General features: G+C 66.1%; 21 protein-coding genes, 2 tRNA genes and 1 pseudogene. 7 read left to right on the top strand and 17 right to left on the bottom strand.

What is annotated here, in order from left to right:
* Both M3I56_RS16980 and M3I56_RS16975 read right to left on the bottom strand, forming a co-directional pair.
* The coding region (locus M3I56_RS16980; RefSeq protein WP_254354968.1) for a hypothetical protein at positions 1-503 on the bottom strand (503 nt) is incomplete at its 3' end.
* 67 nt (positions 504-570) lie between these two features.
* Positions 571-1,806, bottom strand: coding sequence for a tyrosine-type recombinase/integrase (locus tag M3I56_RS16975; RefSeq protein WP_254354967.1), 1,236 nt, complete (start codon positions 1,804-1,806; stop codon positions 571-573).
* Positions 1,807-1,993: 187 nt separating this feature from the next.
* Between M3I56_RS16975 and M3I56_RS16970 the strand changes: the two are divergent.
* Positions 1,994-2,203: pseudogene (locus tag M3I56_RS16970) on the top strand (thymidylate synthase); the annotation flags it as partial.
* Positions 2,204-2,299: 96 nt separating this feature from the next.
* Here the strand turns inward: M3I56_RS16970 and M3I56_RS16965 are convergent.
* Positions 2,300-4,846, bottom strand: coding sequence for a DUF6600 domain-containing protein (locus M3I56_RS16965; RefSeq protein WP_375541740.1), 2,547 nt, complete (start codon positions 4,844-4,846; stop codon positions 2,300-2,302).
* Between the two features lie 229 nt (positions 4,847-5,075).
* Positions 5,076-5,798 carry a helix-turn-helix transcriptional regulator gene (locus M3I56_RS16960; RefSeq protein ID WP_254354965.1) on the bottom strand — a complete coding sequence of 241 codons (723 nt, stop codon included), beginning with the start codon at positions 5,796-5,798 and terminating at the stop codon, positions 5,076-5,078.
* A gap of 215 nt (positions 5,799-6,013) precedes the next feature.
* Between M3I56_RS16960 and M3I56_RS16955 the strand changes: the two genes are divergently transcribed.
* The 3 genes from M3I56_RS16955 to M3I56_RS16945 all read left to right on the top strand — a co-directional run bounded on the left by M3I56_RS16955 (position 6,014) and on the right by M3I56_RS16945 (position 7,930).
* Complete coding sequence (locus M3I56_RS16955) at positions 6,014-6,160, top strand: hypothetical protein (RefSeq protein WP_254354964.1); 147 nt, start codon at positions 6,014-6,016, stop codon at positions 6,158-6,160.
* A 102-nt stretch (positions 6,161-6,262) separates the two neighbouring features.
* A complete protein-coding gene (locus M3I56_RS16950) occupies positions 6,263-7,300 on the top strand; it encodes a GlxA family transcriptional regulator (protein WP_254354963.1) in 1,038 nt (345 codons plus the stop codon).
* 126 nt (positions 7,301-7,426) lie between these two features.
* Positions 7,427-7,930 carry an acyl-CoA thioesterase gene (locus tag M3I56_RS16945; protein WP_254354977.1) on the top strand — a complete coding sequence of 168 codons (504 nt, stop codon included), beginning with the start codon at positions 7,427-7,429 and terminating at the stop codon, positions 7,928-7,930.
* A 106-nt stretch (positions 7,931-8,036) separates the two neighbouring features.
* Here the strand turns inward: M3I56_RS16945 and fumC are convergent, their stop codons facing one another.
* The 5 genes from fumC to M3I56_RS16920 form a co-directional block, all read right to left on the bottom strand.
* Entirely contained in the window at positions 8,037-9,446 is a 1,410-nt protein-coding gene (gene fumC, locus M3I56_RS16940; RefSeq protein WP_254354962.1) for a class II fumarate hydratase, read from the bottom strand.
* Between the two features lie 238 nt (positions 9,447-9,684).
* A complete protein-coding gene (locus tag M3I56_RS16935; protein ID WP_254354976.1) occupies positions 9,685-11,307 on the bottom strand; it encodes a phospholipase D family protein in 1,623 nt (540 codons plus the stop codon).
* 234 nt (positions 11,308-11,541) lie between these two features.
* Positions 11,542-12,504 carry a bile acid:sodium symporter family protein gene (locus tag M3I56_RS16930; RefSeq protein ID WP_254354961.1) on the bottom strand — a complete coding sequence of 321 codons (963 nt, stop codon included), beginning with the start codon at positions 12,502-12,504 and terminating at the stop codon, positions 11,542-11,544.
* Between the two features lie 360 nt (positions 12,505-12,864).
* The gene (locus M3I56_RS16925; protein WP_254354960.1) at positions 12,865-14,271 is read right to left on the bottom strand and encodes an MATE family efflux transporter; all 1,407 of its coding nucleotides are present in this window, start codon (positions 14,269-14,271) and stop codon (positions 12,865-12,867) included.
* 146 nt (positions 14,272-14,417) lie between these two features.
* Positions 14,418-14,639, bottom strand: a complete 222-nt coding sequence (locus M3I56_RS16920; RefSeq protein ID WP_028206712.1) for an RNA-binding S4 domain-containing protein — start codon at positions 14,637-14,639, stop codon at positions 14,418-14,420.
* Positions 14,640-14,948: 309 nt separating this feature from the next.
* Between M3I56_RS16920 and M3I56_RS16915 the strand changes: the two genes are divergently transcribed.
* Complete coding sequence (locus tag M3I56_RS16915; RefSeq protein WP_254354959.1) at positions 14,949-15,461, top strand: hypothetical protein; 513 nt, start codon at positions 14,949-14,951, stop codon at positions 15,459-15,461.
* Positions 15,462-15,629: 168 nt separating this feature from the next.
* The gene (locus tag M3I56_RS16910; RefSeq protein WP_254354958.1) at positions 15,630-17,888 is read left to right on the top strand and encodes an ATP-dependent helicase; all 2,259 of its coding nucleotides are present in this window, start codon (positions 15,630-15,632) and stop codon (positions 17,886-17,888) included.
* Positions 17,889-17,922: 34 nt separating this feature from the next.
* On the opposite strand, the gene M3I56_RS16905 is transcribed toward M3I56_RS16910, so the two are convergent.
* The 8 genes from M3I56_RS16905 to fdxA form a co-directional block, all read right to left on the bottom strand.
* Positions 17,923-18,684 carry a DUF4088 family protein gene (locus M3I56_RS16905; RefSeq protein WP_254354957.1) on the bottom strand — a complete coding sequence of 254 codons (762 nt, stop codon included), beginning with the start codon at positions 18,682-18,684 and terminating at the stop codon, positions 17,923-17,925.
* A 134-nt stretch (positions 18,685-18,818) separates the two neighbouring features.
* Positions 18,819-19,142 (bottom strand): AzlD domain-containing protein, encoded by a 324-nt coding sequence (locus tag M3I56_RS16900; RefSeq protein ID WP_158758285.1) that lies wholly within the window; start codon positions 19,140-19,142, stop codon positions 18,819-18,821.
* Positions 19,139-19,858 (bottom strand): AzlC family ABC transporter permease, encoded by a 720-nt coding sequence (locus tag M3I56_RS16895; RefSeq protein ID WP_254354975.1) that lies wholly within the window; start codon positions 19,856-19,858, stop codon positions 19,139-19,141. The genes M3I56_RS16900 and M3I56_RS16895 overlap by 4 nt, the downstream gene beginning before the upstream one ends.
* 147 nt (positions 19,859-20,005) lie before the next feature.
* Positions 20,006-20,953 carry an AraC family transcriptional regulator gene (locus tag M3I56_RS16890; RefSeq protein WP_254354956.1) on the bottom strand — a complete coding sequence of 316 codons (948 nt, stop codon included), beginning with the start codon at positions 20,951-20,953 and terminating at the stop codon, positions 20,006-20,008.
* Between the two features lie 28 nt (positions 20,954-20,981).
* Positions 20,982-21,473: a CreA family protein gene (locus M3I56_RS16885; RefSeq protein ID WP_254354955.1), complete on the bottom strand. Its 492-nt coding sequence runs from the start codon at positions 21,471-21,473 to the stop codon at positions 20,982-20,984.
* A gap of 109 nt (positions 21,474-21,582) precedes the next feature.
* Positions 21,583-21,658, bottom strand: a tRNA-Asn gene (locus M3I56_RS16880).
* 82 nt (positions 21,659-21,740) lie between these two features.
* Positions 21,741-21,816, bottom strand: a tRNA-Asn gene (locus M3I56_RS16875).
* A 144-nt stretch (positions 21,817-21,960) separates the two neighbouring features.
* Positions 21,961-22,284 (bottom strand): ferredoxin FdxA, encoded by a 324-nt coding sequence (gene fdxA / locus M3I56_RS16870; protein ID WP_028206706.1) that lies wholly within the window; start codon positions 22,282-22,284, stop codon positions 21,961-21,963.
* A gap of 326 nt (positions 22,285-22,610) precedes the next feature.
* On the opposite strand from fdxA, the gene pncB reads away from it, so the two are divergent.
* The gene (gene pncB / locus M3I56_RS16865) at positions 22,611-23,813 is read left to right on the top strand and encodes a nicotinate phosphoribosyltransferase (protein ID WP_254354954.1); all 1,203 of its coding nucleotides are present in this window, start codon (positions 22,611-22,613) and stop codon (positions 23,811-23,813) included.
* The last annotated feature ends 20 nt before the right edge of the window (positions 23,814-23,833 follow it).

The raw sequence follows: 23,833 nt of genomic DNA, 5'->3' as shown, positions 1-23,833 counted from the left end.
GATACAGTGTATTCAGCGCCGTCGACTATGAGGTTGAGTTCAAATCGCTTGGGACGATACGCAATGCCGAGACCTGTCGGCGTGTAACCGTTGAGTACACTGTTAGCTAGGCCGACCCAGCGAGCGATGGCTGCGTTAATTATCTCGTGTTCATCTGCTCGGTATGCCGAACGCTGATTGGTCTCGGATACGCCAGTGAACATCGGCGCATGGTAGACCACCGAGTCGATAATGCGAAGAGCGTAGGCCATGTCCATGACTTGGCGTACTGACTTATACAGGCTGTAGCGTGTCTTGCTTGTGAGTTTCTGTGAGGGGAGCCATTTGCAGAACCTAATCAGCGCATCGGCTTCCCAGTATTTACTGAGGAAAAACCGCTTGTCGCGCATGAGTTCAGGATAAAAGGCGTTTGTTTCCGTTACAAACTGCAGATACCTATTCGCAGCCCACCGTATCCGAGCTGCACTTTTCGGTTCATATTCCGCTTCAAGCTGGTAAAACATCCACCTGATTTGCTCGTTTGGGGAAGCCAAGGTTGGCTGGGTAGGCTTACTTAGTCTTACCGGTTGCTCACGCATGATGGCCCCGTTTCTCTTTATGCTGAAGTGGCCCGAGGAAGGTGTGACTTCTGATGAACTCTGCCTCCTTCAGTCTGTCCTGTTTTTCGCCTTCCTTCGTTAGCCGTTGCAGCATCGCTGGAGATATCTGAGTGTAAATCTCCGTCGTCGTCAGATGTGCGTGCCCCAGCATTTGCTGAACAATCAGGATTCTGTCCTCATACGTTTTCCCGATATCGGAGCGAAGAACGGAGAAAGCCGTACCATGGCGCAACCAATGAGGCGACATATGCTTACTTACGTTTGCTCGATTGACTGCGTTTTTGAACTGTTTGGAGGCGTTGCGAGGACTCCACTTGAGCTGATTCGCAGTCAGAAAAGCTGGCTTGTCGGGGTCGTCGATATCCCAATCGGGTGCAAGCTTGTATTCAAGACTGTTGTGATAACGCTTCACTCGATTTAGAGCTGCGCGTGAGATTAAGGTGGCCTTTTCGGGCCTTTGGCCGCCTCTTCCTTTGACTCGTCTGGCACACAATGGAATGAATTCGAAGCTAGAGTTGTACATTGAGGCGTCGGGTATGTCCCCTTGTGCAAGGTTCACTACCTCAGAAATGCGCAGGCCAGTGTCAAATTGCACATGAAACATGCAGCGTTCGCACTCGTTGTACATTCGACTCAGAACCTCGACTACGACTTCTGCAGGTATGAACTTTGGGCTTCGAGCCGTAGGTGACGCGGTGAGATAGCGGAGTGTGTTATCGCGACCGTAAGGTGAATCTTCAAGTCGTCTGACCAAGCCCGCGTCATGAGTTGTTAACCACTCTAAAAAGCTCCGGATACAAGCCTCTCGTGAATGGCGAGTCCCATGGCTGTGCGCGCCGTTTCGCCTCATATCTTGCAGCCAGTCGCGAATGTGTTCGCGCTCCAGCCTGACGATGTTTTCATCAACACTCAAGTCGGGGAACGGACCGTTGCGCTCTATCCACCGAACTAGATACGTAACCGTGTGACCGTACTGGATTGCGGTGCTTAGGGTGTTCGATAGTCCCTCAGTCATCGTTAGACTGCGGAGCCACTCGTGCGCGGTTCTCACCACGGCACCTCTGCTGTCTGTCACGCTGTAAATGGGGTGTCGGTCGCGCGGTGTGGTGAGTTCGAGGTACTCGCCCTTGGAATGGACCACTACGCCAGCGAATTCCATCCCTTTTGCCATCGTCAGCTGCGCTTCGAGGATGTTGCTCTTCGCCATTGCTGAAGCTCTCCGCTAAGTCCATGCGACTCTCAGAAGTCCTCTTCCCTCCAGATTCATGCTAGGCAAAAATTGATGAAAAGGACAAGAAATTTGGTTCCTTTAATTTTTAAACTTCCCTCCACTGTAAGCCTTATATCTTCGTGGACAGCAAAGGTATTTGGTACTTTGATTTTGGTTCCTAAAACATATTTACGAGAACCAGCTCGATATGCTCAACGAGCAGCTGCGCCGGGAGCCTTACGCGAGCCCGCGCCTGGCTATCTCCGAGCGCGTGCCCGAGTACGCGAAGACGGGCGCCTACGAGCCGGAATGGCTCGAAAAGGTCGAGCCGTCCGACTTCTCGCTCGTCGACTACCGGCATCACGAGCCGCTTACCGCGCCGATGGCGGTGTGAGGCGCTTGCGTTCACGTTAGTCGCTGGTATGCCCGCGCCATGAAAAAAGCCCGCGAACGGCGACGTTCGCGGGCTTTTTCGTTGGCGGCGCGGCGATCAGCCGTGGTGGTGATCGTCGTGGCTGTTGCCGCTTGCGCGCTCTTGCGGATGAGGCGCGGGCTGTGGCTGCGGACGCGGTTGGGGCTGCGGCTGCGGACGGGCCTCCGCGTGCTGCTGCGGCTGGGGCTGCGGCTGCGGACGGACCTCAGCGCGCTGCTGCGGCTGTGGTTGCGGCTGCGGACGGGCTTGCGCGCGCTGCTGCGGTTGCGGCTGCGGCTGCGGGTGGAATTCCGGACGCGGCTGGGGCTGCGGTTGCGGACGGACCTCAGCACGCTGTTGGGGCTGTGGCTGCGGCTGCGGACGGGCCTCAGCACGCGGTTGCGGCTGCGGTTGAGCTTGCACCTGCGGATGGACCTCGGGGCGCGCCGCGGGCTGCTGCGCCGGCCGCGCCTCGGCTTGCGGCGGCATCTGCGGGCCATGTTGCGCAGCGGCGGGCTCGGGCATCCGTTGCTGCGGCTGCGGCTGGCCAGGCGCCGCGTTGCGCGGCTCCTGCATCGCGACGGCGGCCGGCCTGCCCGCCTCGTTCGCGCCCGGCTGGCCACGCGTGGCCATCGGCGCGTGCGGCTGCGTCCAGGCAGGCTGATGGGCTTCACCGCGCGCCGCATTCGCCGCGTTCATCGCGCCGGGACCAGGCTGGCCGGCTGCGGGCGCGCCGCCTTCGGGCCGGGCCGCAAACTGCGGCGGACGCGGCACGCCATGTTCCTGCGCGGCAGCGGGCGGCACGCCCGGCTGGCCATGCTCGGGGCCACGCGGCATGGCATTGGCGGCCGCGGCGCCTGCTTGGGGCGCGCCGCCAGGCGTACCCGGACGGCCGGCTTGCGACTGCGGGCCTGCAGGCCTGCCGGTCGCGCTGAGGACCGGTGAATGCGGCGGCACGATGCGCACGTTCTGTGCTGGCCACGCGCCATGAGCCGCCGGAGCAAACGGCGAGGAGGGCGCATGCGAGGGCGCCGAGACGCGCACCACGGGCGCGCCCGCACCCGGCACCGTGCCGCCGGCGTGGGCGAAGCGCTGCGCGAGGTTGTCGTGGAACGCGGGCGGGGCGACCGGCGCGCGCGTGGCCACGACCTGGCGCTGATTGAGCGTCGCGGGCGGCCGGTAGTCGGCGCGGCGCATGTTGGGCCCGAAACTGCCCTTCACAGGCGCGATGCCGGGCGTGCCCGGGTCGATGCGCGCATTGCGCCATTGCTGCGGATCGACACGTTGCGCGAACCGCGAGACCGGCTGACCATGGACGAACGCCGTGGCCGGCACAGCCGTCACCGCACCCGGCGCGCGATAGTTCACGTAGGTGTTGTGAACGTTGATATTCGTGATGTTGACGTCGCGCCGGTAATTGTTGACGACGACAGTCTGGTTCACGCGCTCGTAGTAGTGCGGGCTCCAGCCGCCCCAGTGCGGATGCCACGGCTCACCCGGCCCGAGCGCGAACCACGCGACGCCCGCGGCCGCGACGCCGCCTACCGCGAGGTTGACGCCCCAGTCCGTGCCACCGTCGCCGCCGCCCACGAACGCGACCAGCGCCGGCGCATAGACGGGCGGCGCGCTCTCGACGATCGGACCCGGTACCCACGCCCACGAATCGTCGACGTAAGCCCAGCGCCCGTAGTGGTACGGCGCGAAGCCCCAGGGCGCGTCATCGACCCACGTCCAGCCCCACGGCGCCTGCCACACCCAGTGGCCGTCGTGATACGGCGCCCAGCCGGTGGGCACCGAGCTCGGCGTCCAGACTTCGCCGTACTGCGGATCGTTGCGCCACGTGCCGTTGTTGTCGAGGTCCTGGTAGCCCGGGACGTCGCGCGAGACATAGCGCGCCGAGACCGAGCGCTCCTCGGCGGCGTCGCGCGCGAGCGCCCACTGGTCGAAGGCATCCGGCGGCGGCGCCTGGTCGCTCGCCACCTGCTGCAGGTCGGTGCCGGCAAAGCGGATCTGCTGGCCGGCCGTCATCGGCGTCTGACCGTTTTCGCCGTACACGGTCACGCTCCCGCTGCGCACGGTGACGGTCGTGCTGCTGCCGTCGGGCGCCACATCCACGCGATAGTCGCCGGGGCTCGTCACGCCGAGTGCGAGGTTCGGCGTGTCGATTTCATACGAGCTGCCGGGCGGCACTTCGCGCACACGCGTCGAGAGCGTGCCTTGCGCGACCTTGATCTGCGCGGTTTGATCGTCGAGATTGAGGACGTCGAGGCTCGTTTGCGCGCCGAGGCGCACCGCCGTCGAGCCGATGTGCAGTTCCGAGCGTCCATTGGCGTCGTTCCAGAGCTGGTCGCCGGTCGTGAGCGGGCGGTTGAGCTGCGCGTACGACCAGTCGCTCGCGCCGGCCGGCTCGGTGGTCACGGCGCCGGCCATGTAGTCCAGACGCGCGACGCGGCTCGGCGGATCGCCGCCCGTGGCGGCGGGGGCGGTCGCGCCTTCAGGCGGCGCCGCCTGCGCGAAGACCGCGGGTGCGGCGGCGAGGTTCAGCGCCGCGAGCGCGGCCAGCGCAAACAGCGTGCGGCGCGAGGTGCGGCGAAACTCGGTGATCGTAGGTGTGCGCGTCGTCATCATTGTTCTCCTGTCGATGGGATTTGGCGCTTTCATGCCGTAGCGTTTAGCGCCGTCCCATGCAGGGCACTGTATCCGGCGGGCTTGTTTCCATGCTCACGGATTTGTTAAGGCTTATGCACCAGATGTAACAGAACGTGTGACCGCGGGCGAAACGCGCATTTTTGCACGTGAAATCGGCGATCTTGTCGGGTATTTGTCAGCCAATCAGGCGCGCGCACCCAGTGTTTCAGGCGCCGGCGAGCGCGTCGAACTCGCGCTGACCCTTGGGCGTGATGCGCAACACGCGCGGGCGGCTCGTGCGCTCGATCCAGCCGTCGTGCGTCCACGAATCGAGCAGCGCCGCACCGAGTGCGCCGCCCAGGTGCGGCCTGCGCTCGCTCCAGTCGAGGCAGGTGCAGGCGAAGCGCCGCCGCCGCGCGCGCAGTGCCGCCACGTCCACGCCCCAGGCCGCGAGACGCGTCGCGCCCTCGGGCGTGGCTTCGAGCGTGTCGCCGTCGCGCACCAGCAGGCCGCCGTCCACGAGGCGCTCGAACACCTGTACGGCCACCTCGCCGGCCATGTGGTCGTAGCAGGTGCGTGCATGGCGCATCTCGAGCGGCACCGTGCGCGCGGGGCGCGGCGCCGGGCGCTGCGAGGTGACGACGTTGGACACCTGTGCGACGTTCATGAGCGCCTCGATCGCCGCGGCGATCTCGGGCGTGGCGATCCGGTAGTAGCGGTGGCGGCCGCGCACGTCGAGCGCGAGGAGCCCGCCGTCGGTCAGGCGCGCGAGGTGGCCGCTCGCCGCCGACGGCGACAGACCCGCGATCATCGTGAGCTCGCCCGCGGGCCGCGCGCTGCCGTCCATCAGGGCCCAGAGCATGGCGGCGCGGCCGGGATCGGCGAGCAGTGCGGCAACGCGTGCGAGGCCCGGGAAGTGGCTCGATTCGTCGGTCGCGGGGAGGTTCATGGTGGCTCCTTCATGGCTTGCGATGGCGGCTGACGTCGCCCATACCGTTACTCTAGCGAAATTACGCATTCGACGTTTCAGTCTGCGGTGAAGTGTCGATTGCAGCCATTCGATGCTCCGCGATGGGGCCAAAGCATTGGCTGCGGCGGTGCGTACGGCGGCGCGCAGGAGCCCCGCGCTAAAATCGTTTATTCACGCAAATGGCTTCTCCTTTTATGAAACGCTTCCTGGCTCTTGTTGCCGCCGCCGCGCTCGCCGCGTTGTGCACCGCCTGTGCCGGCGGCTCCGCGCCGTCGTCGAGCGGCGCGAGCGGCATCACGATGTACGGCACGATCGACGAGGGCGTCACATTCCACAAGTGAGCGGCCAGCCGTCATCTGGCAGTATTTGATGTCACTTTGACCTGACTGCCAAACGCGCGCGTGCGATGATGCGCAGACATCGTCAGCATCGAGTTCGCCGCCATGCCGTCTCACCCGCCGTCCCATGCCGCCGCACGCCATGTCGTGTTCGCCGTCGCGCCCGAGCTCGTGCTGCTCGACGCCTGTGGCCCCGTCGAGGCGTTCTGGCGTGCCGAGCTGGCGATGCGCGCCGCGAACGGCACCAGCGGCACCGGGCCCTGCGCCTACCGCACGACGCTCGCCTCGGTCGCTGGCGGCGTGCTGCCCACCTTCGCGGGCATGCCCATCGTCACTGAGCGGCTCGACACGCTCGACCCCGCCACGATCGACACGCTGATCGTGCCCGGCGTCCCTGTCTACGACACTGCGGACGACACCAGCGCACTGCAACCCGAACTCGTCGCCTGGATCGCGGCGGCCGCGCCGCACGCGCGCCGCGTCGCGTCGGTCTGCACGGGCGCGTTCTATCTCGCCGCGGCAGGCCTGCTCGACGGCCGCCGCGCCGCCACGCACTGGCGCAACGCCGCCCAGCTCGGGCGGCGCTTTCCCCACGTCGAAGTCGATCCCGAGCCGATTTTTATCCGCGACGAGCGCGACGGCCGCGTGGTGTGGACGTCGGCGGGTGTCACGGCGGGTATCGATCTCGCGCTCGCGCTGATCGAGGAGGACTGCGGCCATGCGGTCGCGATGCAGGCGGCGCGCCGCCTCGTCGTGTTCATGAAGCGGCCCGGCGGCCAGTCGCAGTTCAGCGAGGCGCTCGCGGCTCAGGCCAGCGCGGGTGCGGAGTTCGACGCGCTGCACGGCTGGATGGCCGCCAACCTGCACGGCGAGCTGAGCGTCGAGCGCCTGGCCGAAGAAGCGCGCATGAGCCCGCGCACGTTCGCGCGCCGCTATGTCGATGCGGTGGGGCGCACCCCGGCGCGCACGGTCGCGGCGATGCGCGTGGAGGCCGCCGCGCACGCGCTCGTGCAGTCGCGCCGGCCGCTCAAGCGCATTGCGGCCGACTGCGGTTTCGGTACCGAGCAGAATCTGCGGCGCGCGTTCGAGAGGTCCTACGGCGTGCTGCCGCTCGATTACCGGGCGCGGTTCGCGGCGAGCTAAAAACGCCGCAGATGGCGTTTCGCAAGCGGCTGCGACCGTCTGTCTTATTGCGCTCGTATAATCGACGCCTCCTTACCCCACCATACGAGCCGCAGTACGCGGCTTTTCGCCATGAGCCAAGCCGAGATGAAGACGCCTACCCAGCCGCTGGACCGTTCGGAAACGACGTTCCGGTTCCTCGCCGAGCCGACTTCGGTGAACTTCGGCGGCAAAGTGCACGGCGGTGCGCTGATGAAGTGGATCGACGAGACGGCCTATGCGTGCGCCGCGGTCTGGTCCGGCCGCTATTGCGTGACGGTGAGCGTGGGCAATATCCGTTTTCGCCGGCCGATTCTCGTCGGCAACATGGTCGAGCTGCGCGCGCGCGTGGTTGCCACGGGCCGCACGTCGATGCATATTCACATCACCGTGCACGCCGGCGACCCGAAGAGCGGCCAGCTGCGCCTCACCACGGACTGCCTGGTCGTGTTCGTGGCCGTCGACGAAAACGGCAACCCGATTCCCGTGCCGACCTACGTGCCGGAAACGGACGAGCAGAAGCGCCTCGCGAAGTACGCGCTCGACGTGAAGGAAGCGCTCGACGCGATCGTCGAACTCAAGCCCGAGGAAGTGGCGAAGGGCCAAATTTGAGCAGGTTTGATACGCAGGCACGCTGTTGCGGCAGCATGAAAAAGCGGGCGGCGAAGGTGAACTGAACCACGCCGCCCGTTTTGCATTTCAGCCCTGCAAATAACGCTTATTTCTTCGCGTTGCCCACCATCTCGCCAGGCTTCACCCACTCGTCGAATTGCTGCTCGGTCACGTGTCCCAGCGCGAGCGCGGCGGCCTTGAGCGTGGTGCCTTCCTTGTGCGCCTTCTTGGCGATCTGCGCGGCCTTGTCGTAGCCGATGTGCGGATTGAGCGCCGTCACGAGCATGAGCGATTCGTTGAGCAGCGTGTCGATGCGCGAGCGATTCGGTTCGATCCCCACCGCGCAATGATCGTTGAAGCTGAGCGCGCCGTCGGCGAGCATGCGGATGGACTGCAGCACGTTGTGCGCGATCATCGGGCGGAACACGTTCAGCTCGAAGTTGCCGCTCGCGCCGCCCATGTTCACGGCGACGTCGTTGCCGAACACCTGGCAGCAGAGCATCGTCACGGCTTCGGACTGCGTAGGGTTCACCTTGCCCGGCATGATCGAGCTGCCCGGCTCGTTCTCAGGAATCGACAATTCGCCCAGGCCGCAGCGCGGACCGCTCGCGAGCCAGCGAATGTCGTTGGCGATCTTCATGAGGCTCGCCGCCACGGTCTTGAGCGCGCCGTGCGCGAACACGAGCGCGTCGGCGGCGGCCATCACTTCGAACTTGTTGGGCGCCGTGACGAAGGGGATGCCCGTGAGCTTCGCAATGCTTTCCGCCACCTTGTGCGCGAACTGCGGATGCGCGTTCAGGCCGGTGCCGACGGCCGTGCCGCCCTGCGCGAGCTCGTAGAGATGCGGCAATGACGATTCCACGTGCTTGATGCCGTGATCGAGCTGCGCGACGTAGCCCGAGAACTCCTGGCCGAGCGTAAGCGGCGTGGCGTCCTGCAGGTGCGTGCGGCCGATCTTCACAATGTCGGCAAAGGCCCTGGCCTTCGTGTCGAGCGTATCGCGCAACGTCTTGAGCGCCGGCAGCAGATGCTTGACGATGCCGTAGGCGGCGGCCACGTGCATCGCGGTCGGGAACACGTCGTTGGACGACTGGCCGCGGTTGACGTCGTCGTTTGGATGCACCTTGCGCGCCTCGCCGCGCTCGCCGCCCAGAATCTCGCTCGCGCGGTTCGCGATCACCTCGTTGAGGTTCATGTTGGTTTGCGTGCCGGAGCCCGTTTGCCAGACCGCGAGCGGGAATTCGCCCGGATGCTTGCCCGCGATGATTTCGTCGGCGGCCTGCATGATCGCGTGCGCTTTGGTCTCGTCGAGCACGCCTAGAGAAAGATTCACTTCGGCTGCGGCACGCTTGATTGTCGAGAGCGCGGTGATGAGTTCCGGCGACTGCTTTTCGGTGGAGATGCGGAAGTTCTGCAGCGATCGTTGCGTCTGCGCGCCCCAAAGCTGCTGGGCGGGCACGGCGATTTCGCCGAACGTGTCGCGCTCCATGCGGACGTTTTCGTTGCTTGCGGTCATTTGATACTCCGGTGATTGAGGCGGCGCCTTGTGCTCGCGTCGCTTGCGCGACGGAGGAGGGCGCCGCCTTCGTGACGGGTTCGGATCCGCGTGGTGGCTGGGCTGCGGCGGCGCTGCGCGTCTCGCGCGACAAATGTGACGCAAGCGGCTTCGCGGCTGGCTCGACGGCGGACGGTACGACGTAAGTCAAGCGCTCTACGTTTTGCGCGCCCGATAGCGGCGTGCGCTCAAAGCCGCTTCACAGCTGGCTATCGACCGGCAACAGCAAGAATAGCCCGGTTAGGACATTTCTGTAGAAACCCGCACCAGGGTCGAGGTTGTAGGTGCGGATCATGCCGTTTTCCTCGTCGGTCCAGACGAGCGGCGAGTTGACCGTCGTGCCTTTGAGCAGCGCCAGCTGCGCGGGCGTCGCGAGCGTCACGTGGTAGCTCACCTGCGGCGAGGTCGCACGCGTGAACAGGTCGGCGACTTCATGCGCGATCGTCGGACTCTCGACGGTGAGCGCAAGCTCGGTGTTCAGGCGCGCCGAGCGAGGATCGAGATTGAGCGAGCCGATCACGAGCGTGCTTTCGTCGATCACGTAGGCCTTGGCGTGCAGGCTCGCGCGCGAGCGCGACCCGACCACGCCGAAGCGCCGCTCGTCCGCGTGCTCGCCTTGCTGCGGTTTGAACTCGTAGAGCTCGACGCCGGCCTCGAGTAGCGGCACGCGGTAGGGGCTGTAGCCGGCCTGCACCGCCACGGCGTCGGTGGCGGCGAGCGAATTGGTGAGGATCGCCACGCGCACGCCGTGCGCGGTGAGCGCGCGGATGGTCTGCACGCCCGTGTCGTGCGGCACGAAGTACGGCGAGAACACCAGCACGCTGCTGTGCGCCTGATGGATGCGATCGAGCAGCGCGCGCATGGCGTCGCCCAGCTCGCCTTTCTCGGCGCCCGCGATCTTGCCGGGCGAGTCGGCCACGAACGCCCATTTCGCCCAGACGAGTCCGAGCGTGTTGCCCGTGATCTGCTGCGCGAGCGGCGTGGCGTTGAGCGGCTTCGCATTGTAGGGTTCGGCGCTCTCGCGCCAGTGGCGGCGCAGGTCGTCGCGTGCGGTGTCCAGATCGTGTGCGTCGAACTTCTGATGATTGAGCACGCGCAAGGGGTAGGAGATCGAGCTATTCCAGTACTCGTCGAAGCTTGCCGAGACGCTTTGCGCGACAGGGCCCGCCGTCAGCACGTCGAGGTCGCGGAAGTCGATCGTCGGGCTTGCGTTGAAATACTCGTCGCCGAGATTGCGGCCGCCGACGATCGCCATTTCGTTGTCGACAATCATCGCCTTGTTGTGCATGCGGCGCGTGAACTGGTCGACGTTCGTGAAGAAGTTGCGCGTACGCAGGTACATCGATTCGCTCGTGCTGCCGTACGGATTGAACACGCGGATCTGGATGTTCGGATGGCTGTTGAGCGCGGCCATCAGGCGGTCGATGTCGTGAAAATTCAGGTCGTCGACCAGCATGCGCACGCGTACGCCGCGATCGGCCGCATAGAGCGCCGAGCCGAGCAGCAGCTTGCCGGTAGTGTCCTCGTTGGCGATGTAGTACTGCATGTCGAGCGTTTTCGTCGCCGCGCGTGCGAGCGCGACGCGCATCTGCAGCGAGTCGGTGCCGGTAGCGAGCAGGCGGAAGCCCGATTCATCCGGGTGAGCGGCGACGGGCGTGGCGAGCGCGGCGCCAAGCGGCGTGGCGCTGGCCTGCTGGGCCGGTAGCGCCGCGCTCGTCTCGCGCGGGTAGTCGGTGGCGGGCGGCCGCGTAGCGCAACCGGCGACCAGCGCGAGGCAAACGAGCGCGAAGAAGGCTTGCAACGAGGCGTAAGGCGCGGTCATGCGCTGCGTAACGGCTTCGGATCGGGCGGGATGCGCGGGCAAACGGATTCTCCATGGCGGCGCGCCGCATGATGGTTCGTTTTCATTGCACGGCTTCACGAAGATTCTACGGGAAGCGGCCCGCCTGGCATGCGGTCGCGGACACGCTGCGTTTGCAATTTCCGGGCCGCATGCCACCGACGTTTCAGCGCGGCCGGAAACGTCCTCGGGGCTTGTGCCCCGCCACCGCGTTGATCAACCGCGCTCGGGCGACGCGTTCATAGCGCCTTGCGCAGCGCGCGTGCTGCCGCGCGCCGGCTTGCCTGCCCAGTAGCCGGCGAGCACCGAGCCCGAGAGGTTGTGCCACACCGAGAAGAGCGCGCCCGGCAGGGCGGCGAGCGGCGAGAAGTAGAGCTTGCCGAGCGTCGCGGCGAGGCCCGAGTTCTGCATGCCCACTTCGATGGCCAGCGTGCGGCACACCGACTCGTCGAAGCCGAGCAGGCGGCCGCCCCAGTAGCCGCCGAGCAGGCCGATGCCGTTATGCAGCACCACCCCGAGCGCAACGAGCGGGCCGACCGTGGCGATGCTTGCGTGCGTGCCGCCCACCACGGCGGCGATGATCGCGAGGATCGACACCATGGAGACGAGCGGCAGCACCGGTTCGACGCGGCGCACGAGCGAGCCCGCGAGACGGTTCACGACGAGGCCGATGGCGATCGGCAGGCCGACGATCTGCAGGATGCTCATGAGCATCCCGTGCACGTCGACGGCGATCGAGGCGTCGACGTAAAGCCGCGTCAGCAGTGGCGTCGCAAATACGCCGACCAGGGTCGAGAGCGCGCTGATCGTCACCGAAAGCGCGACGTCGCCGCGCGCGAGATAGATCATCACATTGGATGCCGTGCCGCTCGCCACGCTGCCCACGAGCACCATGCCCGCAGTGAGATCGGGCGGCATGTGCAGCACTTTGGCGATCGCCCAGGCGGCGAGCGGCATGACGAGGTAGTGCAGGAAGATGCCCGCCGCGACCGGCGCGGGCCGCGTGAAGACGCGCTGGAAGTCGGCGAACGAGAGCGTGACGCCCATCGCCAGCATGATGATCATCAGGAGCGTCGTGACGTGCGGCGCGATCGGCGCGACGAGGCCCGGATCGAAGTAGGCCAGCAAGGAAACGAGGACGGCCCAGAGCGGGAAGAGTCGGGTAATCGGGGCAAGCATGAAGGGGTGGTCCGTGAGTGGGTTCGTTATGCGTCGGCGCACGGCAAGCGGTGCCGGGGTGGCCGGCGGCGCTCGCGGGGCGCGGCTGTCTCCTGTGTCGACTGGAGTTGGCGCTTTAGCGCCTTACTCCAGTCCCATGCAAAGCTCGACTGGAGTTGCCGCTTTAGCTGCCGGCCGGAGTTAGTGCTTCAGCACTGACTCCAGTCCCATGCAAAGCTCGGCGGAACGTGGCGCTTTAGCGCTTGGTCCCGCCCCATGCAGCGCACTGTTCTTGCCCTCGTGGGACGGACGCCGCTTGCGGCGCCAGGCGCGTATTTTAACCGGTCGAGCCGGTGCGGCCCGACCGGTTAAGTAAACGCTTCAGCCCGCGCGGCTCGCCGTGGCGTGAGCCTGCGAGCGCAGGCTCATCCGGTGAAAGCGCCACGTCATCAGCACGGCGACAGTGGTGAGCCCGGCCGCCAGCCCCCACCAGAGCCCGAGCGCACCGAGGCCGAAGCGAAACGCGAGCGCGTAGCCGAGCGGAAAGCCGATGCCCCAGTAGCCGAGGGTGGCCGCGAGCATCGGCACGCGCGTGTCCTTCAGACCGCGCAGGCAGCCCGAACCCACGGTCTGCGCGCCGTCGACGATCTGGAAGATGGCCGCGACGCCGAGCAGCGTGGCGGCCAGCGAGACCGTGTGCGCGTTGGCCGGGTCGTCGAGATGCAGGTAGAGCCCGACGATCCACTGCGGTGCCAGCACCATCACGAGCGCCGAGAGCGACATGAAGCCGACGCCGAGTCCGAGCGCGACGAAGCCTGCATGGCGCGCCGCGCGCGGTACGCCCGCACCGGACCAGTAGCCCACGCGTACATTGGCGGCCTGACCGATCGCGAGCGGCACCATGAACGTGACGGACGCCACGTTCAGGGCGATCTGGTGCGCCGCGAGCGGCGTCTCGCCGAGCAGGCCCGCGAGCAGGCCGGTGGCGAGAAAGAGCGTCGCCTCGACCGCATAGGTGATCGCAACCGGCCAGCCGATCGTGAAGAGTTCGCCCATCAGCGGTGCCGTCGGCCGGCGCGCGACGACGAAACGCTGGTGCGAAGGCCGCAGGTGCAGCAGCGCCATCAGCACGAACGCGGTGAGCCACACGGTGATGGTCGTCGCCACCGCCGAGCCGAGAAAGCCGAGGCGCGGCAGGCCCCACGCGCCGTGGATCAGCCCGTAGTTGAGAAAGCCGTTGATAAATACGCAGGCAATCGACACCCACAGCAGGCGCCGCGCCGCGCCGATGGCGGGCAGGAACGAGCGCATGAGCCCCACGCCGATGAGGCTGGCGGGCGCGCCCCAGCGCAGCACGGCCGTGTATTCGCCGATGTGATGCGCGAGCAGCGTCGGCTCCCCGAGGGCGCGCAGGATCGGCTCGGCGAACGAGAGCAACGCGAACGCCGGCACCGAGAGCAGCAGGGACAGTGCGAAACCGGTCCAGTAGATGTGCGGCACGTGGCTTTCGTTGTCGGCGCCGCGCGCCTGCGCGACGCTCACGCTCACCGAGGTGAGTACGCCTTGCAGCACGGTCACCACCACGAAGAACATGTTGGCGCCGAGGCCGCCCGCGGCGAGGGCGTCGGCGCCGAGCGAGCCGAGCAGCACCGTGTCGGTCACGCTCATCGCCATCTGCGAGAGTTGGGCGATCGCGAGCGGCCCGGCCAGGCGGGCGGTATCGGCGGCATGGCGGCGCAGTGTGGGCGGCGCGGAAACGGCGCGGCGGGAAAGCGTGGTTCGAGTCATGAAAAACAAGCGGCGCGAGATAAGCGCGCCGCGTGGCAGGGTTCGTCTGTCAAAACTGAAAGCTTATTGCGAGACAGCAACCTTGTCGATCCAGATGCTCAAATCTGGTGCATGGCTTGGCGCCTGCTGGCAAATTCCGGCGGGGTTCACTCGCTCGCCTTGATGGCAATGCGCGTATCGCCGAGCAGCACGGCCTGGCCCGCGCGGATCTTGCACGTCTTGCGCAGCTCGACTTCGCCGTCCACCTTCACCGCGCCGGAGGCGACGATCTGCTTGGCCGAGCCGCCGCTGTCGGCGAGTCCGGTGATCTTCAGGAGGTTGTGCAGTTCGACGTAGTCGCCGGTTAGCGTGAAATCGAGGTTGGGCATGGCAGATTCAAATTCGAAAGGCGTGCGGCAAGCGCGCGAAGGGTGAGCATCATAAGCGATGGCGGGTTCGCGGCAGTGTCGGTCACCGCATTCGGGACATCCAGGGGCCAGATGTTATGAATTCGTCAGTAAATGAAACGTTGAGTAACGTCGCGGGACCCCAAGGCGATCTTCATACCAAAATGGTTTCACCCGGATCGACAGCGCCGCCCAGGTTTTTCCTGCGCGGCTCCATCGAGCGGGGGCGCGATTGCGGCGGGCTTGCCCACCGCAATCGCGCCTTCGGAACCACTGCAAAGAGGATACGCCATGACCCAGATCGCCAAGCTGCTCACTGCTACCGCCGCTTTTGCCACCGTGACCGCTGCCGCCGTATTCGCGCAGGGCGCGTATGCCCAAAACGCGACCCAGGGCGCGACACAGGCCGGCGAAGCCCCAACGATGGCGCCTTCCGGCGCACCGGCCATGGTGCCGGGTGCCGCCCCGGGCCAGATGACCGGCCATGCGCCGAGCCAGGCGCCGGCGGCCGCAGGCATCGCGCAACCCGCGCCTGCGCCGCAGGCCCTGACCGCACCGCAGTCCGCCGACCCGCTGGTGCAAAAGCGCGACGCGAACGCGGCGGCGAATGCCGATTACCGCAGCGCGAAGAAGTCCGCGAACGCCGAGTACAGCGACGCGAAGAAGCAGGCGAAGTCGCAGTACAAGGCGCAGGTGAAGGACGCGAAGATCAACCACAAGGCCGATCGTCAGGCCAACGACTCGGAAATGAAGGATCAGATGAACGGCATGTCGGCCCAGCAGCAGGGCGGCCAGTCACAGTAACGAGCGGCTGATGCCGATGGCGCCCGCGCCGTCCGGGGCGCGGGCCTTTACCAGGGCTTGTAAGCGGCGGCGTCCGGCAACGGGCGCCGCCGCTTCGTTTGGTGGCTCCTTGGCGATGATGGCGGCAAAACGCGCCGCGGCGTTGTCGTTAAATCCCGCCAGATCGCCATGGAATCAGGCGCTTGCGGATGCGGGGTGTATGGATATACAGTATGCGTCGCTCCTTCCCGATTCGCCACGTTCATCGTCCCAGCGCCCGCCGTGTCCACCGTTTCCGTTGCCGATTCCTCCGCCTCCGATGCCAGCCAGGCGCGCGCCGAAGCGGCCAATGCCGTTACCGCGTGGCTCGCGAAACTCAACGATGCGCAGCGCGAGGCCGTCGAGCACGGCGGCGAGGCGGGCTATGCGCCGGGTTCGGCGCTGCCGGGCCCGCTGCTCGTGATCGCGGGCGCCGGGTCGGGCAAGACGAATACACTCGCTCATCGCGTCGCGCATCTGATCGCGGGCGGCGCCGACCCGCACCGCATTCTGCTGCTCACGTTCTCGCGGCGCGCCGCGCAGGAAATGACGCGGCGCGTGGCGCGCATCGCCGCCAGCGCCCCCGGCGCGGCCGCCGTGCTTGCGCAGGGGCTCACCTGGGCGGGGACCTTTCACGGCGTGGGCGCGCGCTTGTTGCGCGAGTACGCGGATCACATCGGCCTGTCGCCGGCGTTCACGATCAACGACCGCGAGGATTCCGCGGATCTCATGAATCTGGTGCGCCACGAACTGGGTTTCTCGGCGAAGGAAAAGCGCTTCCCCTCGAAATCGACTTGCCTTGCGATCTATTCGCGCGCGGTCAACACGGGCGATTCGCTCGCCAATGTGCTCAACCGTTCGTTCTCATGGTGCCTCGAATGGGAGCCGCAACTCCGCGTGCTGTTCGCGTCGTACGTGGACGCCAAGCAGAAGCAGAACGTCCTCGACTACGACGACCTGCTGCTCTACTGGGCGCACATGGCCGCGGAGCCGACCATTGCCGCCGATCTCGCGGGCCGCTTCGACCATATCCTCGTCGACGAATACCAGGACACCAACCGCCTGCAGGCCTCGATCCTGCTCGCGCTCAAGCCCAATGGCCGCGGCCTCACCGTGGTCGGCGACGACGCCCAGGCAATCTATTCGTTTCGCGGCGCGACCGTGCGCAACATTCTCGACTTCCCGGCGCAGTTCGACCCGCCCGCGCGTCAGGTGACGCTCGAGCGCAACTACCGTTCGACGGCGCCGATCCTCGCCGCCTCGAACGCCGTGATCGACGCCGCCGCCGAGCGCTTCACCAAGAACCTGTGGACCGAGCGCCCCTCGCAGCAGCGCCCGCGCCTCGTCACCGTGGCCGACGAGGCAACCCAGGCTCGCTACGTCGTCGAGCAGGTTCTCGAGGCGCGTGAAGCGGGCATGACACTCAAACAGCAGGCCGTGCTGTTTCGCGCGGCGCACCACAGCGCGACGCTCGAAATCGAACTGGCGCGGCGCAATATCCCGTTCGTGAAGTTCGGCGGACTGCGTTTTCTCGACGCCGCGCACGTGAAAGACGTGCTGGCGGTGCTGCGCTGGGCCGAGAATCCGCTCGACCGTGTGGCGGGGTTTCGCGTGACGCAATTGCTGCCGGGCGTCGGGCCCGTCAACGCCGCGCGCCTGCTCGACCAGGTGGCCGCGTGCACGGGCGCGTATCGCGCCGCCGAGGCGCTCGCGGCTTTCGCGCCGCCGCCGCGCGCGGCCGAGGACTGGCCCGCGTTTGCGTCGCTCATCGACAGCCTCTCGATGCGCTCGACGCCGTGGCCCGCCGAATTCGAGCGCGTGCGGCGCTGGTACGAGCCGCATCTCGAGCGCAATCACGAAGACGCCCAGGTGCGTCTCGCCGACTTGCTGCAGATGGAGAGCATTGCGAGCACCTACGCCTCGCGCGAGCGTTTTCTCACCGAACTCACGCTCGATCCGCCGGACGCGACGAGCGCCGAATCCGCCGATCCGCTGCTCGACGAGGACTATCTGATCCTCTCGACGATCCATTCGGCGAAAGGTCAGGAGTGGCGCAACGTGTTCGTGCTCAACGGCGTGGACGGCTGCATTCCTTCCGATCTCGGCGCGGGCAGCGACGAGGAGCTGGAGGAGGAGCGGCGGCTGCTTTATGTCGCGATGACGCGCGCGAAGGAGGATCTGCACATCGTCGTGCCACAGCGCTTCTATGTGCACAATCAGGTGGCGTCGGGCGACCGGCACGTGTGGGCCTCGCGCACGCGCTTCATCGCTACGCCCATGCTGCCGCTGTTCGAATCGTGCGCGTGGCCGCCCGCGCCCGTGGCGAGCGTGCCGAGCGCGGCGGGACTCGCCGCTGCCGCGCAGGCGAAGGTCGTGATCGCCGCGAAGCTCAGGAAGATGTGGGATTAGGGGCGCGCGCCGTTTTCAGGCGGCGCGCCATTGCTTAGCGCCGTTGCTCGCGCGCGGTGCTGCGCTGGGGGGGCATGAAGAAGTTGCGCATCCACGCGGCAAGGCGCGTGAACACGTCGTCGGGTTCCTCGACGAAAATCTCGGGCTTGAGCAGGCGCAGATACTCCATGATCTGTTGCGCTTCCTGCTTCTGGAAGACGCCGTGCGTGACGCCGAGCCTCAGCAGCCCGCGCAGTTCGCCCAGACGCTCGCGCGCCGCGCTGCCGCTAGCCTGTTCACAGCCGATCTTCGCTTCGTACACACGCTGACGCAGCGACTCGGTGAGGCGCCACGCGGGCGTCTGCATCGACTCTTCGAGCGCCTGGATATCCTGCACGCCCGACTTGATCTGCGCGGCCAGCGGATCGACCAGCGTGTCGTCGCCCTGGGCTTCGCTCACGATGGCCGCCGCCCAGTCGCGGCACTGCTTCGAGAGTTCGTCGGGCGTCCACTCGGGCCGCGACGCGAAGCCGAAACCGAATTCGCCGGCCTGACGCATCAGGATCGAGACGACCTCGGGGAATTCCTTGTCGAGCGTGCGCTTGGCCCACGCGTACTGGCCGCCTTGCAGGAGCCGCTGCACGGCGTGCTCCGTGAGCGGCGTCATGTTGTCGAGCAGCTTCGCGCGCAGGTAATCCTCGAATTCCGGCGTGGCGAACTGCGGGTCGAGTTTGAGCGAGACGCGCAGGAACGCGTCGAAATCCTTGCGCAGCGACGCAAGCGTTTCGTCCTTCAGGTTGAGGGTGATATGCCCCATTGTGGTTGCCCCGGTGTAATCCTTATCGCTTCTCGCGTGCTCTCGCCGTTCGAGCAGCGGCCTGCCAAAGCAGGCCTTGTCGGGTTTAACGGCGCTCCGGGGTGAAACTTGAGCGTAAGGGGCGAGAGGCGGCTCTAGCGCAGGACGACGCCTTGCCAGAGGAAGAACACGCCGAGCCCGACCGCGATGGTGAGGAGCGGGCGCTTCGTGAGCGCGCTGACGACGATCGCCGCGAGCGCGCCGACGAGCTGCGGGTTGCGCCAGGTCAGCTCGGCGCCCTGTCCGTGGGGCGACACCGCCATCGGCACGATGATCGCCGTGAGCACGGTGACGGGCACGAAGCCGAGCGCGGTGCGCACGAGCGGTGGGAACACGAGCCGGTCGCCGAGCACGAACACCGCGGTGCGAATGACCAGGGTGATGAGGGCCATGCCGAGAATCAGGACGACGTAGTTCATTGCCCGGCTCCTGCGGTGCGCTGGACGTTGGGGGACTTGCGGGGGGACTCGCTGGCGGCGCGTGCGCCGCGCGAGGAACCCGGGCGCGAGAGCACGACACCCACGACCACGCCCGCGAGCACGGCGCCGAGCAGCCCGAGCTTGTACGGCCAGCCCTGCCAGAAAAAGGCGAGCGCGCCCGCAGTCGCGGCGGCGGCGAGGTAGCGCAAGGCAACGAGCTGCGGCACGACGATGGCGATGAAGGTCGCGACCATGGCGAAGTCGAGGCCGAGCGACTGCAGCCCCGGGAACGCCGCGCCGAACAGCAGGCCGGCCGCGGTCCAGAGCTGCCAGTTCAGGTACATCGAGAGCCCCGAACCGAGGAAATGCCACGGCGAAACGTCGTCGCCGGGCGGATGGCGGCGGAAATGCGTCCACGCGACAGCGAAGACTTCGTCGGTGAGCAGGCCGCCGAGCACGAGACGCCAGCGCAGCGGCAGGTGCGAGACATAAGGCGCGAGCGTCGCGCTGTAGAGCACGTGCCGCAGGTTCACGATGAACGTGGTGGCGAGAATCACCGCGAAGCTCGCGTGCGAGGCGATCAGCCCGAGCGCGATGAACTGCGCGGAGCCTGCGAACACGGCGAGCGACATGAACTGGCCGTGCCAGAGCGAAAGCGGGCCCGAGGTGACGAGCGTGCCGAAGATCACGCCGAAGGGCGCGGCGCCGATCATCATGGGGATCGTGTCGCGCGCGCCGGCGATGAATTCGGCAAGGCGGTTGGGATGCGTGGTCAAGCTGTCCTCCTGATACAAGGGGACAGCATAGCGGGTGGCCTTACGCGTGGCTTGTACGTTCTTGCGGCGGAACGCGGGCTCGCGCGTTCAGGACGATTGCCAGCGCCCCGGCGGCACGCCGAACATGCGCCGAAAGTGCCGCGTGAAATGGCTCTGGTCGGTGAAACCGCTCGCCGCCGCGACTTCGGCGACCGTGGCGCCGTCGCGCAGCGGGGCGAGGGCGCGTTGCAGGCGCAGCTGGGTGCGCCAGGCGTGCGGCGGCAGTCCGGTCGCCTGCGTGAAGAGCCGCGTGGCGTGAAACGGCGAGAGGCCGACCGCCTGGGCGAGATCGGCCACGCGCAGCGGCGTGGCGAGATCGGCGGCGAGGAGCGCCTTCATCGTTTCCACGCGCGGATCGTTCGGACCGTGCCTGAGCGCCGCCTCGCGCGTGCGGCCGTAGCGCGTGAGCAGCGTCGAGAGCGCGTCGAGCAGCGAGCCTTCCACCGCGAGCAGATCGGCACACGGCGTCGAAGGCGGTGCGGCATGCGGTGCGCCGGAAGGCGCGGGGAGCGCCGTCACGCCAGCCAGACTGGCGCTCGTGGCGGATTCCGGCACGGCCGCGGCGCGCCGCCAGTCAGCGTCGGCTTCCAGCAGCCGGTGAGCGCGCGAGAGCCGATGCGCGAGATCGAGATCGTGGATCACCTCGGCGTCGAACCACGGCAGCGGCTGCGTGCGCCCGGCGATTTCGCCGGCAAGCTCGTGCAGGAAGTCGATCGGCACGTACATCACCCGATAGCTCCAGCCTTCTTCGACGGCGCGCGAACCCGTGTGCAGCTCACCCGGATTGATCACCGGTACGCTGCCCGTTGCGGCGACATGCTGGGTGCCGCGATAGCGAAAGCATTCCGCGCCGCCCTCGATCACGGGGATCGTGTAGGCCTCGTGCCAGTGCGGCGCGAACGTATGTTCGTTGTATTCGGCCGTGACGAGATCCGCGCCGGGCAGAAGCGGCGTGCGCCAGTAGCGGGCGGAGTCTCGAAAACGGGAATCGGTCATGGTGGAGGATCCTGCACGGATCCCCAGTTTAGCGCAGCGGAATCGTCGTGCCCGCGGGCACCGGCACGGCCGTGACACTGTTCTTGGCGCTGCCGCTCACCACGCGGTCGCTGTAGGTCAGATACACGAGCGCGTTGCGCTTCGCGTCGACCACGCGCACGACGTGCAACGTCTTGAAGAGGAGCGACATGCGCTCGTTGAAGACGTCGGCCTGCTGTTTGAGCGGGCCAGCGAACGAGATCGGCCCGACCTGCCGGCACGCGATCGACGCCTCCGTCGGATCTTCCGCAATGCCGAGCGTGCCCTTCACGCCGCCCGTGCGTGCGCGCGAGACATAGCAGGTAATGCCTGGCACCTGCGGATCGTCGTAGGCCTCGACCACGACCTTGTCCGAGCCGGTTATGCGGAAGTTGGTGTTCACACTGCCGATCTGCTCGGCGTGGGCGGCGGCGCAGGCGACGAGGCTCGCGCAGGCGAGCAGCGGGCGCGCAAGGCGAGCGGCAAGGCGGGTGGATTTCATGCGGATTCCCGAAGATGACGAAGCGACATTATCGGGGAGGGCGGCGCGCGCCACGCGCGCACCAAAAGAAAAAGGGGTTTGCGTGCAAACACGCAACCCCTCGATATCTTGGCTCCCCGACCTGGGCTCGAACCAGGGACCTACGGATTAACAGTCCGGCGCTCTACCGACTGAGCTATCGGGGAACAGCAGTACAGCTACAACGCTTTACGTCATAAAAAAACCCGTTGTGCGTTGTGATCAACACGAACGGGCTTTTGCGAATCTTGGCTCCCCGACCTGGGCTCGAACCAGGGACCTACGGATTAACAGTCCGGCGCTCTACCGACTGAGCTATCGGGGATCAACAAAAGCAGAGAACGAGATTCTATGGGGTCTGGCTGGGCCTGTCAATACCCTGTCGCGATCTGTTTAGGGCAATCCGCTGCGCGAGGGACTGTCCACACAGGAGACGGGGCGACACCCCGAACAAGCGATCAGCGCGCGATTAGCGTGCGAGCAGCGCGAGCTTGTCCTTCACGTCCTTGAATTCGTCGGCTTCCGGCAGCGGGGCCTTGGTCTTGGTGATGCTCGGCCAGCCCTTCGCGAGGTCGGCGTTCAGCTCGATGAACGATTGCTGGTCGCCAGGCACGTCTTCCTCGGCGTAAATGGCGTTCACCGGGCACTCGGCAACGCATACGGCGCAGTCGATGCACTCGTCCGGGTCGATCGCGAGGAAGTTGGGACCTTCGCGAAAGCAGTCCACCGGGCACACATCGACGCAGTCGGTATAGCGGCACTTGATGCAGCTCTCGGTCACAACGTGAGTCATTCAGGCAGCTCCTGCAAGCTTTTCGTATCGGGGGATGGCGGTTCGCCAAAAGCGGTATTGTAACTGATGAGGAATTACCCCAACCACAGGCCCGCGACCGTCCTTAGATCGTTTCGTGATTAGTTTATATGCCACGGTGATCCGCAACGTTTTACCCCTTGCGCGCGAGGGGGCGTGCCGGCGGGCACGCGGCGCGCGCAGGCATTCGGGTAACATGGACGCACCGCTGGCGCCTGCCGCCCGGAATCGCTGCGGGGCATCTGCCCGGCAGCGGTTCCGGTTCCCGCTTCGCGGGCGCTATCCGATTGTAGTCCGGCTGGCCCATCATGATCATTACTTCGCTGCTCGATACCGATCTCTACAAATTCACCATGATGCAGGTGGTGCTGCATCATTTCCCCGCGGCCAATGTGGAATATCGTTTCCGCTGCCGCACGCCGAACGTCGATCTCGTGCCCTACGTCGACGAGATCCGCAGCGAGATCCAGAAGCTGTGCAGGCTGCGTTTCGCCGAGACCGAGCTCGACTACCTGCGCAAGATGCGCTTCATCAAGAGCGACTTCATCGACTTTCTCGCGCTCTTTCACCTCAACGAAAAATACATCTCGGTCACGCCGTCGCCCAAGGCCAACGGCGAGATCGACATCGAGATCAAGGGGCCTTGGCTGCACACGATCCTCTTCGAGATCCCGGTGCTCGCCATCGTCAACGAGGTGTATTTCCGCAACACGCAGCATCATCCGCAGTACGAGGAGGGGCGCGAGCGCCTGCGCCACAAGATCGAGTTGCTCGGCGCGAAGCCCGAATTCGCCGACTGCAAGATCGCCGATTACGGCACGCGCCGCCGCTTCTCGAAGCGCTGGCACGAGGAGGTGATCCTCACGCTCAAGGACGATCTCGGCGAGCAGTTCACCGGCACGAGCAACGTCTACTACGCGATGAAGCACAACCTCACGCCGCTCGGCACGATGGCGCACGAGTATCTGCAGGCGTGCCAGGCGCTCGGGCCGCGTCTGCGCGACTCACAGATCTTCGGCTTCGAGATGTGGGCGAAGGAGTACCGCGGCGACCTGGGTATTGCGCTCTCGGACGTCTACGGCATGCGGGCCTTTCTGCGCGACTTCGACATGTACTTCTGCAAGCTCTTCGACGGCGCACGACACGACTCGGGCGATCCGTTCGAGTGGGGCGAGCGCCTGCTCAAGCACTACGAGGACAACCGCTGCGATCCCCGCACGAAGACGATGATCTTCTCGGACGCGCTCGACATTCCCAAGGTGCTGCGCCTGTACGAGCGTTTCGGCGAGCGCTGCCGCCTCGCGTTCGGCGTGGGCACGAACCTCACCAACGACCTGGGCTACCAGCCGCTGCAGATCGTCATCAAGATGGTCCGCTGCAATGGTCAGCCCGTTGCCAAGCTCTCCGATTCGCCGGGCAAGAACATGTGCGACGACAAGGCGTATCTCGCCTATCTGCGCCAGGTGTTCGGTATCGAGCAGCCCGTGGAAGAAGAGTGCGCGGGCAAATAAGCGGCTGAAAAACGCACCCC

Origin of the sequence: Paraburkholderia sp. CNPSo 3281 (genome assembly GCF_024206515.1) — a bacterium.
In the GTDB taxonomy this organism is placed as follows: domain Bacteria; phylum Pseudomonadota; class Gammaproteobacteria; order Burkholderiales; family Burkholderiaceae; genus Paraburkholderia; species Paraburkholderia nodosa.
Note: the sequence above shows the minus strand (reverse complement) of the source record. Positions and strands in the feature narration are given on the sequence as shown.